This window comes from Sphingomonas sp. P3_C5 (assembly GCF_056402635.1).
Genome location: NZ_JBFUHA010000008.1, coordinates 98,403 through 115,126 on the forward strand (window position 1 = coordinate 98,403; position 16,724 = coordinate 115,126).

Below are 16,724 nucleotides of genomic sequence, written 5' to 3' on the forward strand. Positions count from 1 at the left end.
GGATTGGTTCGGACGAATGGAGCGGAAAATGTTCAGTGTCCTGAAGAGACTTGGTGTGGCGGGAGTGGTCGCCGCTGCCTCGCTGGCCGCGATCCTGGGGGCTGCGATGCCTGCGTCCGCCCAAAATGCCGCCGATTATATGGTCCAGTCAGTGTGCGTGAGCACAGCGGACGTCGCGCTGCCGCTTGATCCGGCGACCTGTGGCGCATCCGGCTACACGATCCGTCCGCTCAAGGTGGGCGAGGCGCTGCCCTATCACAAACACGATGTCGGCAATTATCAGGTCAGCGACACATTCCCCTTCGACGCTGGCATCAACTCCCCGACGATAAAGGCGGTGCAGACCTATTTCTTCACCTCGAGTTACGGAACCGATCCCCGCTTCGGCAGTGCCCAACCGTTTCTCGATGCGACCAACGGTGGCTACAATATTCTGGCTGTCGATGGCTCCTATCTGGGTTTTGAAGGAACCGTCGATCCGAGCGGCGGCTGGCAACCATGGTGGAAAAGCTCCTGCCAGACAGGCGGTTGGCTATTGATGCCCAGTGGATCAGGTGCGGTCACCACGACGATGAGCGCGCTTACGGATTCGCCCACCGATCATGCGCCCGATTGCACAACCACGCCCTTCACCACCACCGCGTCGAAAGTGCGGTGGAAGCGGATTAACACCTTTACTTATGAGAGCGGTAAGTCGCTCGACTCACTTGTCGGCTATCATTTCTCGGCGGGCCTTCACGCGCTGGAAGTGAGCTACCTCACGCGCCAGTACGGTGTTACCCGGTTCGAAGCCTGGATCGATAACGTGACAGGGTATGACCAAAGCTACGCACACGCGCGCTGTCCGACAGCGCCTTTGACGATGACATTGAGCAGTGTCAGCTATTGGCTCATCGATTGTCGTGACTGGTCGAATATTGATCTGCTATCCACCCCGTGGGATCCCAATGGCCCAGCCGCCAACGATGCCAATGTGATCGCGTGGCATGTCGATCCTCTCTATCGAACGCGCAATCTGATCAAGGATGCGCATTGGGCGCGCGATAGCAGCAACAATTGCGTGCTCGGCAGCAACTGGGCGCGAATCAACAGCCCTGATGTGCTCAACTGGGCCTGGGATAGCAGAGTGCCCACTTCGACATCGCCCTGGCCCTTCACCAGCGGCGGCAACTGCAGCCTGATTTTCTCGACTCCGTCGACTGGCGCGGGGCAGGTATTGTATCAGGTTGTACCTGTAGGCAGTCACCTCACCGCCACGGGTACGTTTGGTGCGACCTTGTGGGCGCCCGACTGGACCGGTGGTTCAAATCCGGGATTGGTCGCGCGCCTGTTCCAGAGCGACGCGTCCGGCGCGCTTCTGTCCTACACCGATATAGATGCGTCGGCCCCATTGTCGTTGAGCGGCAAGCCGGCAACCTATGGCCACACTTTCATTCTTCAGCCCGCCACCGCTTCTCTCACCCTGGCCTTCTATCCGATCACGGCCAACACCAACATTGAGATAACCGGGGCATGGATATCGCTTGACCCGTACCAAGTTCGGTAGCCAAGGCTGGGGCGCTGCCTCTTCCTCCGGGGGTGGAAGAGGCCCCTCCACCTTCTGGGATCCGAAACAGCCCGCCTCGACGGTGCGTTGCAATCGTCGAAGACCTGGCGGAAGCCGCGAGCCCGCCCTATCCTTCTCCTTGAGCGAATTCTTCGGCCCTTCAGGGCCTCTGCGGTAGCGTTAACTTTTTCATCATTGCTGTTCCCTTATTCCATTGAGCGGGTCGGGGAAAAACATGGCTACACGAGCATCCCAGTTTCGCACTGTGCAGGCGGCGTCGCTTGATCTGCGCGCTGAGCCGCGCCATTCAGTCCACATCACCCGGACAACCGCGCATTCTAGCCGTGCGCGAAAATTGGCCGCTGACCTGTGCGACATCTCCACCTATGGCTGCCGCCTCGTTTCATCGACCCGGCACGCCCCCGGCGACCGCCTGTGGCTGGGGCTTAACGGCAACCCGCCCATGGCAGCGACCGTCGTGTGGTGCGCTGACGGCCGGATCGGCTGCCGCTTCGATGAACCGCTGCCGCGCGCGCTCATGCGCCAATTGATTACCGCCAGCTCGGAATAAGGCGCCACCGCCAGCAATATTGCATCCCCAGGCTAAAGCGCTCGGTGACTCGCCAGGGCTTCGTCGACGGCGCCGGCAAGCGTTTCCATGCGATAGGGCTTGCGCACCAGCGGAAAGCCGCGCGCTCCCGCGGCAACGATGCCCTCGCTATAGCCCGTCGTCAGGATGATCGGCAGGAGCGGGCGGCGCTTCTTGAGCTTGTCGGCAAGCTCGAGCCCGGTCATGCCGGGCATGACCACATCGCTGAATACGATGTCGAATTGCGCGCCATTGTCGGCCAGGCGCAGGGCCTCCGGGCCGCTGCGGGCGCGGATCACMTCATGGCCCAGCTCGCCGAGCAGCGATTCCGCAAGGTTGCCCACCGCTTCATTGTCCTCGACGAGCAGAATCCGGCCGGCCTGCTCCTTCGCTGTGACCTCCTGCCGGACTTCCGGCGCCACCGGCAGCGGCTTGTCGCTCGCCGGCAGCAGGAGCGTCAGCTTCGTGCCCTTGCCGACCTCGCTGCCGATCCGCGCCTCGCCGCCCGATTGCGCGGCAAAGCCGTAAACCTGGCTCAGGCCGAGCCCGGTTCCCTTGCCCACCGTCTTGGTCGTGAAAAAGGGTTCGAACACATGTTCGAGCTGATCCGGAGCGATCCCGCGGCCGCTGTCTTCGACCGTAACCGCAACCGCGCGCTCGCGCCCGCCCGCGTCCTCGCCCGTCACGTTGCCGGTGCGGATGGTGATCTCGCCGCCCTCGGGCATTGCGTCGCGCGCATTGACCACGATGTTGAGCAAAGCCGCCTCGAACTGGCCGGGATCGACATCGACTGGCAGCAGCGCCGGCTCGAGATGCGTGCTGAGCGCTATGTTGGGCCCAAGCATCGGCTGGATCATGACCAGCATCGTCAGGATGCGGTGGTTGATGTCGAGGGTTTCGGGCCTGAGCGGCTGGCGGCGGGCGAAGGCGAGCAGCTGCCCGGTCAGCAACGCCCCTTGGGTGGAGGCATCGATGATCGCCTTGGTGAACCGCGCGCGCTTCTCCTCGGACAATCCCGGCCGCTGCAGGATATCGGCTGAACCCTGAATAACCGCCAGCAGGTTATTGAAATCATGCGCGATACCACCGGTCAACTGGCCGAGCGATTGCATCTTCTGGGCCTGGCGGAGCTGCTCCTCGGTGCGGCCATGTTCCTCCATCTGGAGCTGGAGCTGGCGATTGGCTTCAGCAAGCGTCCCGTTGACGCGGCGCAGGGCGGCCTGCCCAAAGCCGAGCACGCCGAGCACCAGCGAGGTCATCCCGGCCAGGAGCGCGATCATCGCGTAGCGCGACAGGCGGCGGGTGAGCGGATCGATCGTCCCGGCGAGATAGACCGTCCCGATCTTCGTACCGCTTCGCATCACCGGCACGATCGCCTGCACCGAGGTGCCATCTGGTGCGCTGATGTCCTGGAGCCGCGCCGGCAGAGCCTCTGCCCGGGCATAGCCGGCGAAGCGGTCGCCCCGGACGTCGTAGATGCCTGCCATCTTCACCTGCGGGTTCGCGCGCAGGGCGTTGGCTGATTCCTGCGCGGTCGCCCGATCCTCGAAATCGAGGGCAGCGGTGGCGCTAGCCGCAAGAATCTCCGCCTGTACCTGAGCAGCGCGCTGCTGCTCGGTGCGATAGCTTCGCTCGCCCTGATAGATGATCCACAGGCTGGCGATCAGGAGCATCACCACCGCCAGCGGCACGATGAGCGAAAGGCCTCGCCGCATCCGGAGGATCGCCATGGTCATGATATGCGCGCTCTTGGTTTCACGCTGATCGCCAGGCTGAGCAAACGCGCGCTGATCCCGAGATTGCTGCGCGCGGCCAGCGCGTCGTCGATATGAAAGCGCACGCGTCCGTCCTTCAGTACGAAATGCACCATGCCGCGCTCGGCCCCGAGATCGGCATCGGTGACGGTCAGGATCGGTTTCCCGCGCAACGCATCCTGCATCGCGGCGGCGCTTTGCCGGGTCGATCCGCCGAGAAAGGCGATGTTGCAGCGCGCCGCATTCGCGGTGCCGTCCAAGCGGCGCACGACAAAAGGGTGCTGATCGATACGCTGACTCGCCGTTGCATCATCGATCTCGGAGCCGAAGGGATCGCGGCCGAGGATGCAGAGCTGGATCGGATCGTCGGCCGCGCCCAGGGCACCGGGTGGCCAGCTCACATAGGCGGCGAATTTCTGGAGGAATGCGGCCTTGACCTGCGATCCAAGCGGTTTCGTCTGGGCTGTCGCCATGGTCGCCATGGCGAAAGCGGCCAATGGCAAGCCAAGGCCGACGGCCAGGCGACAGACTCTGCCGTCACGCATCAGTCGCCCAACCCTGTACTGGGCCCGATACCGGCCCCACGCGCGGACGCCACGGCATCGACGTGCGGCCCGTTCAAAATTTCCACCGCGCGGCGCCAAGCACGCTTCTCTGGATCCGGGTGCCGATCGGGCCGACCTGCAGCGTGTTCGTCACAGTACCGAATTCCGCATGATAAGCATGGAGGAGATTTGACCCGGTCACCGACAGTTCGATCCTGTCCGAGGCCGCCCAGGCGATCCTCGCATCGAGCTCGGCATAAGCGGGCGAGGCTGGCGCCGGCAGGGCACCGATCTGGCGCAGACCGAGGTCCAGCGTAACTTTGCCCAAGTTCATCGCGGAGCGTAGCGAGAGCTGATATTCCGGATCGTTTCCGGCGATCTGCAGTCCGCCGACGCCGCTGCTGCCCGGCTTGAAGCGCAGGTCCTCATGGAGCCAGTTGGCGCCGGCGATCAGGCGCCACCAGGCCGTTGGGTTATAGGTCGCCCAGAATTCCAAGCCATAAGTCTCGCCTTCCATGCCGTTACCGAAGGTGATCGGAAAACCGCCATTGGTCAGCTCGGCGCTGCGCAGGTTCGGATATCGGTTGTAGAAGCCGGAGATCGAGAAGGAGAGATTCGCCAGCGGCTGGGCTCGATAGCCGAGCTCATAGGCGTCCACCTTGACGGGCTGCATATTGCCGCCAGTGATGATGAGCAGCGAACCGACACGCTGGTTGACGTCACGGTCGAGCCGCGAAGGAACGCGTACCGCACGCGAGGCGGCGAGCCATAACAGGCTTCTCTCGGTGATCGCCCAGGACAGGCGGATATTCGGCATGGCTGCGACGCCGGTATAGGGTTCCTTCTCGATCTTGATGCCTGCGATCAGCTTCAGCCTGTCCGTCACGGAGAAGGAATCCTGCGCGAACAGGTTCCAGAGATGGAAGGTGCGGCTCTGGGGTACGAACTGCACCGCCTGGGTCGCCGAGAGCGTGGTCGGGAAATCGTCGTGCAGCATGCGATATCCGCCGCCCCACACCATTTCATGATTTCCCAGGGTGAAATTGTGCTGCGCCTGGAGATCATAGGTGTCGAGGGCGTTCGCGAACCGGTTCGGCACCGCATATTCGACATGGTCATAATAGGTCTGGAGCTGCAGGCTCGATCCGCCGGCCAGATTGTGGGTCCAGCGTGCAAGCAGATTATGGCCCGATATGGCCTGGTCCCCTGCGGCAGGCTGCCGTTCCGCCCCATCGTAAATGTCACCCTGGAGCGTGACGAGGTCCCCTTCCGGCGCCCAGTCCATTCGGAAGCCGCCCTGCACCTTGTGCCAGCCATCGCGGGCGCTCGCACCGGTGCCGGTGCGGCCCGTATCCCCGTGCCTGAACCCGCCAACATAGGCGCGATAACTCAGCGTGTCGGATATCCTGCCGCCATATTGCAGGTGCCCCCGGAACTCGGCGTTGCCGCCGGCGACCTGCCCCGCAAGACCCTGCGTCTCACTCGATTTGCGTGTGATGATGTTGATCACACCGTTGACGGCGTTGGCGCCCCATAAGGTTCCGCCCGGGCCGCTCACCACCTCGATCCGCTCGATCTCCTCGGGCGAGACTTCCTGCAGATCCCAGTTCACGCCCGAGGTGAAGGGCGTGTAGATACTGCGTCCGTCCACCAGCACCAGCAGCTTGTCGGATGCGCCGCCGTTGAACCCGCGCGCGGTGATCGCATAATGGCTGGCGGTGATCTGCGCGACCTGTAGGTTTGGCGCGAGCCGCAGCATCTCCGGCAGGCTGTTCGCGCCGGCCCTGACGATGTCTGCCCGGGTGATGACATAGATCGCCGCCGGGGCATCGCTGACCGGCTCCGCACGTTTGGAGACCGAGGTCACCTCGATCTGGGCAAGCTGCTCGATCGACAGCGTGCCGAGGTCGATCTGCGCCCCTTCCGCCGCCTCGGCTTTCGCCGCCAGCATGGAAAGGCCAGCCGCCACGGCCCACGCACCACCCTGCAAGGATTTCAAGACTCTGCCATTCGACATTACAGCATCTGCCCCGATGCTTCCGCCCAAGGATGTGCCGTTCCCGGCAGACCGTCAGGATTAGGAGGCCATTCTTAACGAGAGGATATGGCCGGCCTAGGTATAACCCCATCAGGGACGCAAGCACCTGCCCCGCTTGTTGAAAGCCCCATCCCTTTCAGTTCCAGACACACTTTACCAATCCAGAGGATGATCCACTTCGCGGTGCAGCGAATCTGAATGCGCAATCGTGGCTCTCAGCCACACCAGGGGCAATCCTGACTTACGGCCCCTTCCTGATTCAAACTCTTCTCCGCACCTGCCACAGGTCCGGTCATGGATCCTCGCGCCGCCTTTAAAATCGATTTCGCGCATCAGTTGAATCACGCGCTGGCTGTTCGCTGGCTGATACTGGCTGTTCCGGCGAAAAAGCTGGCTGTTTTCTGGCTGTTATTCAGGAACAGCCAGCCCACCCACAAGCCGCTGAGTTATAAAGATAATTTCACGAGAGAAATCCAACATAACAGCCAGCAAAAAAATTTAGCTGAAAACAGCCAGGAACAGCCAGCCCGCGCTCGATCCCGCCCCCCGCTGCCTTCAGCTGCTATGGTCCGAAATGATCCGCCACCCCTCGGGCCGGCGCTCGAACAACAAAGTCGTCATCCCGGTCCGACCTTTGCCGCCGCGCCGGCCGGAGTCAGCGTCCATCGTGCCCAGAGCAGCATATGAGTCGGGCTGACACTCCGAGTGCCCAGGGTCTCGAAGCTGAGCTTGCCGCGCTTGTTGCCACCGCCCGCGAAACTCGGCCGGTAGCGGTCGGCGATCGCGGCCCGCCCTCGCACCAGCCCCTTCTCGGTCACGAAGGTCGCATCGGGCGCATAGACTGCAACGAACCGCTCGAGACTGCCGGCATTCCAGCCCGCCGCGCTCTCGGCCATGGCGGCCGCCACCCCAGCCTCGGCTGTGGCCGCGGAAGCCGTCATCGGCTTTTCCGTCCGGGCAACAACGGGTGTCGTCAGCAACAGCCCCAGCAGGATCATCCCACGCATCGCCTCGGCTCCTTCAATCCAGTCCGCTCACTCCGTCGGCACACTGATCTCTTCGCGTTCTTCGAGTTCCTCGGTCGTAAAGCTCTCGCGCTGCATCGTGAAACCGCCCGAATACGTCGAGAAATGCCAGGTGCCGGCAATCTCGGTGCCGCTGCTGTTGATCTTGCCGGTGTAAAGCACGGCATGCGACAGCCGCCCGCTCCCGTCATAGCGCTTGACGAAGCGGATATCGGCACCCGCCCGCGCGCCTTCGACAAAGGCGCGGAAAATCGCAGGTCGGCGATTAACATCCGGCTCGGTGATCGATCCCGAGAACAGAGAGTAGCTCTCGACCAGATTGGCGATGAAACTGTTGGGATAGATGGGATGCGTCGCTGTCCAGGCACCGTACCACACGCCCGTCAGGTCCATGGGATCGCTCACGCGCTGACCGCCATCGCCGCCAGCGCGTCGCCCGATACCGGCTCGGAATAGAGGAAGCCTTGGTATATCTGGCACCCCTCCTTGGCGAGCAGTTCGAGCTGCGCCTGCGTCTCCACGCCCTCGGCGATCACCACCAGCCCGAGCGACCGCGCCATGTCAATCACGCCGCGCACCACCACGCGGTCGCGGGTTGTGCCGGTGATGTCCTGGGCAAGCTTCTTGTCGATCTTGAGATAATCCAGCGGCAGGGATTTGAGATAGGCGAGGCTCGAATAGCCGGTCCCGAAATCGTCGATCGCGACCCGCAGGCCAGCCCTTCGCAGCGAGGCGAGCAGGCCCGCCGCCGCGCCGAGATCCTCGATCAGGCCGCTCTCGACGATCTCCACCGTCAGCCGCCCACGCGGGAAGCCGCTCGCATCGACCCGGTCGAGGAACAGATCGGCAAAGCCCGGCCGCGCAATGTCCGCCGCGGTCAGGTTGAGCGAGAGCCGGAGGCCCCGCAACCCGCTCGGCCACGCCGCCGCCCGCGCGAGCACGATCCGCTGGATATGGTCGGAAAGGCCGATTTCGAGATCGGCACGCGCCGCCGCCGCGAACAACGTGTCGGCACCGATCGTCCCCAGCACCGGATGGTCCCAGCGCGCCAACGCTTCGACGCCGACCATGGTCCCGGTGGAAACCGAAACCTGGGGCTGGAACAAAATGTCGATCTCGCCCCGTTCGATCGCATGGTGCAGCTCGACCGCCAGCGCTTCGAGCGAGGCTTCGTCGCCACTCGAATCGGCGGTGCGCACGGTTGCGCTGTCCGAGGCGCGGGCGTCGGCCAGCGCCTCGCTCGCGCGGCGCAACAGGCTTACCGCATTGTCACCCGGCTGGCGCCCGGCAATGCCGATGCGACACCCGAGCACGGCGATCGCTTCGCCCGTCACGAATGGCCGCGCCAGCTCGCCGGCCACTCGCTCGGCGACCAGATCGACACGGGCACCCTGGTCCTCGATCGCAACCAGGAATTCCGATCCCCCAAGCCGCACCGCAAGGGCGCCGTCGGCCACGTCCTCGATGCGCTTCAGGGCAGCACGGAGAAGATCATCGCCCGCCGCCCGGCCATAGGCCGTATTGACGATATCAAACCGATTGAGCGCGATCAGCATCGCCGACAGCGGCCGGCCATCGGGGTCAGCCAGCCGCCGGTCGAGCCAGCGCCGTGCACCGGCGGCCCCCTGCGACCCGATCAGCGCATCGCGCAGCACCGAAGCCGGCTCAGGCGCGCTGCCCAAAGTCTCGACCAGCGCATCGATCCGCTGGCTCTTCGCATCATATTGCAGATGCTGGACGATCCGCCCTACTCCAGGAAGATCATGGGCGAAAGCCGTCGCGCTATGCGTTGCCGAAAGCCGCCGCAGCGCGGCGATCCCCGCGTGGCGCTCAGCCGGATCGATTCGTCGCCACAGTGCGATCAGCCGCGGTTGCTCGTCGACGCCGAGCAGCCGCGCAAAGGCGGGAGTCAGCTGCAGCGCGCGGTTGGCGATATCGAGCCGCCAGCCCAGGGGTTCGGCCGATCCGCTTGCCCGCCATTCGCCGGCCATGCGCTCGGCATGCCGGGCAGCATAGCGCAGTGCCTGAACAAATTCGGCTTCAGTGAACGGGCTTGCGAGGAAATGGGTGGCGCCCGCATCGAAGAAGGAAGCGATCGCATTGGTGTCGCCGCGCGACACCAGCGCGAGCAGCGCACCGCCATTGGCCGCGATCACGCCGCCGATCGACGACGCTGCCTCGAGCCCATCGTCCAGCGCACCGCGCGCATCGATCACCGCGATCGCCGCGCCGCTCGTCAGGAAGCGCCGTTCGGCCCCCGCCGCTCGCCTTGCCGCGACCACCTGCCAGCCGGCGCCGGCGGCGAGCGCTGCCAGCTCGTCGCGCTGCCTGAACGACAGGACGAACAGTGGCGGGGCATGCGATGATGTGGTTTCCGTCACAACCCTCCCCCATTTGCCCGCTCTGCCTTAGCCACTCCATGCACTTTCGGCAGTTTACAAGGGGTGAGCGAGCTTTTTCATCGCAACCCCACACTTTAATCGGGGTTGTTACCAGCCCCGCGAAGGCTTAGCTCCTCCCTCATGGCCTGCGCCCCAGCCCTGATCGACCGACATGGCCGCACGATCAGCTATTTGCGGATCTCGGTGACGGATCGCTGCGATCTGCGCTGCCGCTATTGCATGGCCGAGCAGATGACCTTCCTGCCGCGCGCGGCCTTGCTCAGCCTCGACGAGATGGCGATCATCGCCGAACGCTTCATCGCCCGCGGCATCCGCAAGATTCGCCTGACCGGCGGCGAGCCGCTTGTCCGCCGCGACGTCGGCGATCTCGTCAAGCGGCTGGGTGGCCATGTCGGCGCCAAAGGAAGTGGGGGGGGCCTCGACGAGCTGACGATGACGACCAACGGCAACCACCTCGCTGATCATGCCGAGGCGATGGTCGCGGCCGGCATCCGCCGAATCAATGTCAGCCTCGACAGCCGCGATCCCGAAACCTTCCGCTACATCACCCGGCATGGCGATGTGGACCGCGTGATCGCCGGCATCATGGCCGCGCGCGACGCGGGGCTGGCGGTCAAGATCAACATGGTCGCATTGAACGGCCTCAACGAAGCCGAGATCGCGCCGATGCTCGCCTGGTGCGTCGCCGAAGGCTTCGACCTGTCGCTGATCGAGACAATGCCGCTCGGCGCGATCGACGAGGACCGCACCGACCGCTTCCTCCCGCTCACCAAGGTGTTCGACGATCTTTCAGCGCACTTCCCGCTTGCGCGCGACACCCATAAAACCGGCGGCCCGGCGCGCTATTGGCGCGTCGAGGGCACCGGGACGCGGCTTGGCCTCATTTCGCCGCTCACCGCCAATTTCTGCGACACCTGCAACCGCGTCCGGCTGACGACCGACGGCATCCTCTATACCTGTCTCGGCCATGACGATCAGGTCGATCTCAAACGGGCGCTACGGGATGGCGGCCTCGCCGGACTCGACACTGCGCTTGACGCGGCGATGATGACCAAGCCGGTCCGGCATGATTTCGATATCGCCGCCTCCGCGCCCGCCGTTGCGCGTCATATGAGCGTCACCGGCGGATGAACTGTACCGTCGAGCCGCGGATGAACGAGCTGCGGCGCGCGCTCGTCGCCTCCCCGACTCCGCCCGCCCAGGCAGCCGCCGCCGAGCTCGCCGATGCCTATGACTGGGTCCCGGTCGATGATGCCGAGATAATCGTCGCGCTCGGCGGCGACGGCTTCATGCTCCAGACGCTTCACGCCATGCTCGAGCGTCGCAAGCCTGTCGTCCCGGTTTTCGGCATGAACCTCGGCACCGTCGGCTTCCTGATGAACGAATGGCGCCCCCACGGCTTCGACGACCGGCTCTCGCGCGCCAAGACGTTCAAGGTCATCCCGCTCGGCATGACAGCCGAGACGGTTCACGGCGAGATCTTCACTTTGCCCGCGATCAACGAGGTCTCGTTGCTCCGCGAGACTCGCCAGACCGCGAACCTCGAAGTGACCGTCAACGACCGAATCGTTATCGAGGAACTCGCCTGCGACGGCATCCTCGTCGCAACCCCGGCCGGCTCGACCGCCTATAACCTCTCCGCCCAGGGCCCGATCCTTCCGCTCGGTTCGGGTATGCTCGCGCTCACCCCGATCAGCCCGTTCCGCCCGCGGCGCTGGCGCGGCGCGATCCTGCCGGACAAGGCGCGAATCAGCCTGCGCGTGCTTGATCCCGGCAAACGCCCGGTCAGCGCCGTCGCCGACCAGCGCGAAATCCGCGAGGTCGCCCGCGTCGACATCATGATTGACCGCTCGCGCGAACTCTGCCTGCTGTTCGATCCCGAGCATGCGCTCGACGACCGCATCACGATGGAGCAATTCATTGCCTGAGCAGATTGGAGAAGCTTGGGGCGCAAACAGGCTTGCATCCTGAAAATCGCCGCCTATAGAAGCCCCCCACGGCTACATTCCCTGATAGCTCAGCGGTAGAGCTCTCGACTGTTAATCGAGCGGCCGTTGGTTCGAATCCAACTCAGGGAGCCAGCCGTAAACCGGGAAAGGCGCGGTCATCCGCGAGCACGGCGCCAGCGCCTCCCCGGATACCGCGCCGGTTAGGCCGCGGTTCAGCCTCAAGCCTTATCCTGTCCTTCGACTACGACGCACGAGCCGGCCCGCCTCGCTCAGCGTCATCCCTGATGTGCCAGAGGAACATGATATGGCCCCATTGATCATCGCAGCGCTCCTCGCAGGCGCCCCGGCGTCGGCCGATACCATCCTCGGCAAGTGGAGAACTGAAACCCGCAACGCGATCATCGAGATCAGCCGCTGCGGCCCCACGATCTGCGCGAAGATCCTCACCTCGGACATGCTGCGCGCAAACCCGGGGATGAAGGACAAGAACAACGCCAATCCCGCACTGCGCAATCGTCCGCTCATCGGCCTGTCGATGTTCAGCGGCTTCAAGCCCGCCGCTGGCGGCGCCTGGGTCGATGGCTCCGTCTACAATGCGGAAGACGGCAAGACCTATAGCGGCAAGGTAACCCCGGTCGGCAACGACCAGCTCAAACTGCGCGGCTGCGTGTTCTTCCCGCTCTGCAAGACCCAAACCTGGACCCGGGTGCGCTGAGCGTCGGCAACAGCCAGCCTCAGCCGTAAACAGCCTGGTGCGGATCGCCCTCCCCCGCACCGTCTAGACCAAGACCCTCACCCGCCAGGAACAAGCCGCCATCATGAAATCCTTGTCCGTCGCCAGCTTCCTGCTCGCTCTCCTGATGACGTTCGGCGCATTACCCGCCTCAGCCGAAATCATCGGCGAGGATGCCGCCGCCTGCGTCGCCGGCCACGGCCCCGCGATCCAGGTCAATATCGCCGGCCTCAAGGATCGGACCGGCGAGATCTGGCTAGAACTCTATCCAGCCACCGAGAGCGATTTCCTGCGCCCGGATCAGGATCTCGTCGCCGAGGGCAAGGTGTTCCGGCGCACCCGTTCCAGGCCACCAGCGTCAGGCGCCGTGTCGATCTGCATCCGCACGCCACACCCCGGCCGCTTCACCGTGATGCTCAGGCACAATCGCGTCGGCAAGGACAAGTTCTCGGTCTTCTCCGACGGCGTTGGCATCCCGACCAACAAGCCGATCGGCCGCTCAAAACCCAAATTCGATCAGGCCGTCATCGGCGTCGGGCAGACGGTCACGGTGGCCAACATCCGCCTCCAGTATCTGCGCGGCCTGCGTGGCTTTGCGCCGCTTGATTCCTGAAACGCACACCTCCCCACCTGAAACATTTGTCACCCATAATCCGCGGCACCAACCGCGAGCTTGATCGTTCCACCACTAACGGCGCGTGCGTATCGTTTCACCGCATCGTGCCGGCTATGGAGGATCGCATGGAGTACAAGAGAGTAAGGCGCGGCACGGCAATGGCGCTGCTCGCGTCGGCGATGCTGGTGGTGGCGGGCTGCGCCACCGAAACCGCCTATCGGCCCGCTACCGGATCAGGCTTCGAACGCGCCGGCTATAGCGACCGGATGATCGAGCCCAACCGGTTCATGGTGAGCTTCGCGGGCAACAGCTACACCTCGCGCGATACGGTCGAGCGTTACCTGCTGTACCGCGCGGCTGAGCTGACGGTGCAGCAGGGCTATGATTATTTCATCCTGTCGGACCGCAATACCGACAAGCGCACCCGCACCTACGCCACGCCCAGCTTTGCCGGCGGCCCTTATGGCTATGGCTATTGGGGCCCGAGCTGGCGCTATCGCGGCCGCGGCTTTGGCTGGCGCTCCTGGGATCCGTTCTGGGGCGACCCGTTCTTCGATCGCAGCATCGACGTTCAGACAATCGATAAATATGAGGCAAGCGCCGAAATCGTGCTCGGCCGCGGCCCGAAGCCGAAAGACAATGTCCGCGCCTTCGATGCCCGCGAGGTAATGCGCAATCTCGGCCCGACGATCGTCACGCCGAGACCCTGAAACCGTATCCCCCCGCCACAAGGCGGGGGGAATTCGTTCAGACTGCCCCGTGGCAGTGCTTGTACTTGCGACCCGATCCGCACGGGCACGGCGCGTTACGGCTCACCTTGCCCTCCCAGTCGGCCGGGTCCTCGCCCATATTACTGCCATCCGGCTGCGGAATCGATAGCGGCGCGATCCGGGTGGTGATCAGCCCGCGCGTGCCCCCGTCTATATCGGCGCTGTCGTCATCGCCCGAGAACGGGTCGAAATGGCTGGTGATGAAATCCGGCAGATCGGGCATCGGCGGCGGCGCCTGCATCTGGAATTCGGCATGGGCGATCGTCCGCGTCACATCCTCACGGATATTGCCGAGCATCCGCTCGAACAGCTGGAAAGCTTCCTGCTTATATTCGTTGAGCGGCGTCTTCTGCGCATAGGCGCGCAAATGGACGACCTGACGCAGCGCATCGAGCGTTGCGAGATGCTCCTTCCAGTGATGGTCGAGATTCTGCAGCAGGATCGATTTCTCGACGTGGATCCAGCTCTCCGGCTCGAGCTGCGCCGCCTTTTCAGCGACCATGGCATCGGCCGCCTCGCGCACGCGCTCCTCGATCACTTCCGGATCGACCGCCTCTTCCTTCAGCCACTCGTCGATCGGCGGGTTCAGCCCGAGCGTCTCGGCGAGCTTGGCGCGCATGCCCTCGATATCCCATTGCTCGGGATAGGTGCCATGCGGGCACGCCTCGCCGACGATGCTGTTGACCAGCTCGGTACGCATATCGGTTACGACATCACCGACCGTGTCGGCATCCATGATGTCCGAGCGCTGCTCATAGATGACCTTGCGCTGGTCGTTCATCACGTCATCATATTCGACGACCTGCTTGCGGATGTCGTAGTTGCGCGCTTCGACCTTCTTCTGCGCGGTCTCGATCGCCTTGGAGAGCCATTTCGAACCGATCGCCTCGCCATCGCCGATGTTCGATCGCATCATGCGGGCGAACAGGGTGTCCGGCCCAAAGATGCGCAGCAGATCGTCGTCAAGGCTCAGGTAGAAGCGGCTCAGCCCCGGGTCGCCCTGACGACCTGAACGGCCGCGCAGCTGGTTGTCGATGCGGCGGCTCTCATGGCGCTCGGTGCCGAGCACGAACAGCCCGCCGGCTGCGAGCACCTCGGCCTTTTCAGCGGCGATCTCGGCCTTGATCTTCGCGATCGCTGCCTCGCGCTCGGGCCCCTCGGGCATGTCTGCAAGCTCGTCGCCGACCCGGAATTCCAGGTTGCCGCCAAGCTGAATGTCAGTGCCGCGGCCCGCCATATTGGTGGCGATCGTCACGACGCTCTTGCGGCCGGCCTGCGCGACGATATGCGCCTCGCGCTCATGCTGGCGGGCGTTCAGCACCTCATGCTTCACACCTTCCTTGACCAGGAAGTCGGACAGCAGCTCGGATTTCTCGATCGAGACGGTGCCGACCAGCACGGGCTGGCCCTTTTCCGCATGGATCTTGATCTTCTTGGCGATCGCCTGGAATTTGTCGGCGGTGTCCTTGTAGAACTCGTCTTCCTCATCGACGCGCTGCACCGGCACGTTGGTCGGGATGGTCACGACATTCATCTTGTAGATGTCGAAGAATTCGGCCGCCTCGGTCGCGGCGGTGCCGGTCATGCCGGAAAGCTTTGGGTACATGCGGAAATAATTCTGGAAGGTGATCGAGGCCATGGTCTGGTTCTCGGGCTCGATCGCAACGCCCTCCTTGGCTTCGACCGCCTGGTGAAGCCCGTCCGACCAGCGCCGGCCGTCCATCATGCGGCCGGTGAACTCGTCGATGATGATGACCTTGTCGTCCTTGACGATATAATCGGTGTCGCGCTTGAACATCATGTTCGCGCGCAGCGCCTGGTTCAGGTGATGGACGACCTGGGTGTTCTCGAAATCATAAAGGTTCGCGCCCTCGAGCAGCCCCGCCGCCTCAAGCATCCGCTCGACCTTCTCGGTACCATCCTCGGTCAGGATGATCGACTTCTGCTTTTCATCCTTCTCATAATCTTCCGGGAGCAGCTCGCGCACCACGAGATTGACGCTGCGATAGAGATCCGACTTGTCGTCGGTCGGCCCGGAGATGATCAGCGGGGTCCGCGCTTCGTCGATCAGGATCGAATCCACCTCGTCGACGATCGCGAAATTGAACGGCCGCTGCACCATTTGGTTGCGCTCATATTTCATATTGTCGCGCAGATAGTCGAAGCCGAACTCGTTGTTCGTGCCGTAGGTGATGTCCGAATGATAGGCGGCGCGGCGCTGTTCGTCGGTGAGGTTCGGCACGATCACACCAGTGGTGAGGCCGAGAAAGCCGTAGATCTGCGCCATCCACTCGGCATCGCGCGCCGCCAGATAATCGTTGACGGTCACGACATGCACCCCGGTGCCCGGCAGTGCGTTGAGATAGGTTGCCAGCGTCGCGACCAGCGTCTTACCCTCGCCGGTGCGCATCTCGGCGATCTCGCCGCGATGGAGAACGATGCCGCCGACCATCTGCACGTCATAATGCCGCTGGCCGAGCGTCCGCTTGGCCGCCTCGCGCACTGTGGCAAAGGCCTCGGGCAGCAGGTCGTCAAGCTTGATGCCGTTCGCCAGCCGCTCGCGGAAGATCACCGTCTGGTTGGCGAGCTCGGCATCCGTCATCGCCGAGATGGTCGGCTCGAAGGCGGCGATCTTGGCGACAATGCCGGAGAGCGACTTGACGTAACGGTCGTTGGACGACCCGAAAAGGGTTTTGGCGAGGCCACCGAGCATGCGAAAATTCCTGTTGGATATAAGGGTCGCGGCGGAATCGGATC

At 63.8% G+C, this 16,724-nt stretch carries 15 protein-coding genes and 1 tRNA gene; 9 read left to right on the forward strand and 7 right to left on the reverse strand.

Features of this window, described 5'->3' with window-relative positions:
- The first annotated feature begins 28 nt into the window (after positions 1-28).
- Both AC1DVS_RS19125 and AC1DVS_RS19130 read left to right on the forward strand, forming a co-directional pair.
- Positions 29-1,546, forward strand: a complete 1,518-nt coding sequence (locus AC1DVS_RS19125) for a hypothetical protein (RefSeq protein WP_478025512.1) — start codon at positions 29-31, stop codon at positions 1,544-1,546.
- A gap of 235 nt (positions 1,547-1,781) precedes the next feature.
- Positions 1,782-2,117, forward strand: a complete 336-nt coding sequence (locus AC1DVS_RS19130; protein WP_478025513.1) for a PilZ domain-containing protein — start codon at positions 1,782-1,784, stop codon at positions 2,115-2,117.
- Between the two features lie 32 nt (positions 2,118-2,149).
- Here the strand turns inward: AC1DVS_RS19130 and AC1DVS_RS19135 are convergent, their stop codons facing one another.
- From AC1DVS_RS19135 to AC1DVS_RS19145, 3 genes are all read right to left on the reverse strand, one after another.
- The gene (locus AC1DVS_RS19135) at positions 2,150-3,871 is read right to left on the reverse strand and encodes an ATP-binding protein (RefSeq protein ID WP_478025514.1); all 1,722 of its coding nucleotides are present in this window, start codon (positions 3,869-3,871) and stop codon (positions 2,150-2,152) included.
- Entirely contained in the window at positions 3,868-4,434 is a 567-nt protein-coding gene (locus tag AC1DVS_RS19140; RefSeq protein WP_478025515.1) for a TOL_0243 family YfiR-like periplasmic protein, read from the reverse strand. The genes AC1DVS_RS19135 and AC1DVS_RS19140 overlap by 4 nt, the downstream gene beginning before the upstream one ends.
- Before the next feature lie 73 nt (positions 4,435-4,507).
- Positions 4,508-6,433 (reverse strand): TOL_0244 family TonB-dependent receptor, encoded by a 1,926-nt coding sequence (locus tag AC1DVS_RS19145; RefSeq protein ID WP_478025516.1) that lies wholly within the window; start codon positions 6,431-6,433, stop codon positions 4,508-4,510.
- A 333-nt stretch (positions 6,434-6,766) separates the two neighbouring features.
- On the opposite strand from AC1DVS_RS19145, the gene AC1DVS_RS19150 reads away from it, so the two are divergent.
- Entirely contained in the window at positions 6,767-7,159 is a 393-nt protein-coding gene (locus tag AC1DVS_RS19150; protein ID WP_478025517.1) for a hypothetical protein, read from the forward strand.
- Here the strand turns inward: AC1DVS_RS19150 and AC1DVS_RS19155 are convergent.
- From AC1DVS_RS19155 to AC1DVS_RS19165, 3 genes are read right to left on the reverse strand one after another with little or no spacing between them, the layout of a single operon-like run.
- Positions 7,090-7,479: a YybH family protein gene (locus AC1DVS_RS19155; RefSeq protein ID WP_478025518.1), complete on the reverse strand. Its 390-nt coding sequence runs from the start codon at positions 7,477-7,479 to the stop codon at positions 7,090-7,092. The two genes, AC1DVS_RS19150 and AC1DVS_RS19155, sit on opposite strands and share 70 nt — an antisense overlap.
- Before the next feature lie 27 nt (positions 7,480-7,506).
- A complete protein-coding gene (locus AC1DVS_RS19160) occupies positions 7,507-7,902 on the reverse strand; it encodes a hypothetical protein (protein WP_478025519.1) in 396 nt (131 codons plus the stop codon).
- On the reverse strand, positions 7,899-9,878 hold the full coding sequence (locus tag AC1DVS_RS19165; protein ID WP_478025520.1) for a putative bifunctional diguanylate cyclase/phosphodiesterase: 1,980 nt from the start codon (positions 9,876-9,878) through the stop codon (positions 7,899-7,901). Before AC1DVS_RS19165 ends, AC1DVS_RS19160 begins: the two co-directional genes overlap by 4 nt.
- 141 nt (positions 9,879-10,019) lie before the next feature.
- Between AC1DVS_RS19165 and moaA the strand changes: the two genes are divergently transcribed.
- The 6 genes from moaA to AC1DVS_RS19195 all read left to right on the forward strand — a co-directional run bounded on the left by moaA (position 10,020) and on the right by AC1DVS_RS19195 (position 13,907).
- Positions 10,020-11,030 carry a GTP 3',8-cyclase MoaA gene (gene moaA / locus AC1DVS_RS19170; RefSeq protein ID WP_478025521.1) on the forward strand — a complete coding sequence of 337 codons (1,011 nt, stop codon included), beginning with the start codon at positions 10,020-10,022 and terminating at the stop codon, positions 11,028-11,030.
- Positions 11,027-11,827, forward strand: a complete 801-nt coding sequence (locus tag AC1DVS_RS19175) for an NAD kinase (RefSeq protein ID WP_478025522.1) — start codon at positions 11,027-11,029, stop codon at positions 11,825-11,827. Before moaA ends, AC1DVS_RS19175 begins: the two co-directional genes overlap by 4 nt.
- 78 nt (positions 11,828-11,905) lie before the next feature.
- Positions 11,906-11,980 (forward strand) — tRNA-Asn (locus AC1DVS_RS19180).
- 172 nt (positions 11,981-12,152) lie between these two features.
- Positions 12,153-12,563 (forward strand): DUF2147 domain-containing protein, encoded by a 411-nt coding sequence (locus tag AC1DVS_RS19185; protein ID WP_478025523.1) that lies wholly within the window; start codon positions 12,153-12,155, stop codon positions 12,561-12,563.
- 103 nt (positions 12,564-12,666) lie between these two features.
- Entirely contained in the window at positions 12,667-13,194 is a 528-nt protein-coding gene (locus tag AC1DVS_RS19190) for a DUF2141 domain-containing protein (RefSeq protein WP_478025524.1), read from the forward strand.
- Between the two features lie 128 nt (positions 13,195-13,322).
- A complete protein-coding gene (locus AC1DVS_RS19195; protein ID WP_478025525.1) occupies positions 13,323-13,907 on the forward strand; it encodes a CC0125/CC1285 family lipoprotein in 585 nt (194 codons plus the stop codon).
- Positions 13,908-13,944: 37 nt separating this feature from the next.
- Here the strand turns inward: AC1DVS_RS19195 and secA are convergent, their stop codons facing one another.
- A complete protein-coding gene (gene secA / locus AC1DVS_RS19200) occupies positions 13,945-16,680 on the reverse strand; it encodes a preprotein translocase subunit SecA (RefSeq protein ID WP_478025526.1) in 2,736 nt (911 codons plus the stop codon).
- Positions 16,681-16,724 lie beyond the last annotated feature (44 nt).

Bases quoted from the DNA above. Each gene is read 5' to 3' on its own strand.
- AC1DVS_RS19185 (WP_478025523.1), top strand. From the start codon at position 12,153: ATGGCCCCATTGATCATCGCAGCGCTCCTCGCAGGCGCCCCGGCGTCG.
- AC1DVS_RS19125 (WP_478025512.1), top strand. From the start codon at position 29: ATGTTCAGTGTCCTGAAGAGACTTGGTGTGGCGGGAGTGGTCGCCGCT.
- AC1DVS_RS19155 (WP_478025518.1), bottom strand. From the start codon at position 7,479: ATGCGTGGGATGATCCTGCTGGGGCTGTTGCTGACGACACCCGTTGTT.
- secA (WP_478025526.1), bottom strand. From the start codon at position 16,680: ATGCTCGGTGGCCTCGCCAAAACCCTTTTCGGGTCGTCCAACGACCGT.
- AC1DVS_RS19195 (WP_478025525.1), top strand. From the start codon at position 13,323: ATGGAGTACAAGAGAGTAAGGCGCGGCACGGCAATGGCGCTGCTCGCG.
- AC1DVS_RS19175 (WP_478025522.1), top strand. From the start codon at position 11,027: ATGAACTGTACCGTCGAGCCGCGGATGAACGAGCTGCGGCGCGCGCTC.
- moaA (WP_478025521.1), top strand. From the start codon at position 10,020: ATGGCCTGCGCCCCAGCCCTGATCGACCGACATGGCCGCACGATCAGC.
- AC1DVS_RS19190 (WP_478025524.1), top strand. From the start codon at position 12,667: ATGAAATCCTTGTCCGTCGCCAGCTTCCTGCTCGCTCTCCTGATGACG.
- AC1DVS_RS19130 (WP_478025513.1), top strand. From the start codon at position 1,782: ATGGCTACACGAGCATCCCAGTTTCGCACTGTGCAGGCGGCGTCGCTT.
- AC1DVS_RS19140 (WP_478025515.1), bottom strand. From the start codon at position 4,434: ATGCGTGACGGCAGAGTCTGTCGCCTGGCCGTCGGCCTTGGCTTGCCA.
- AC1DVS_RS19150 (WP_478025517.1), top strand. From the start codon at position 6,767: ATGGATCCTCGCGCCGCCTTTAAAATCGATTTCGCGCATCAGTTGAAT.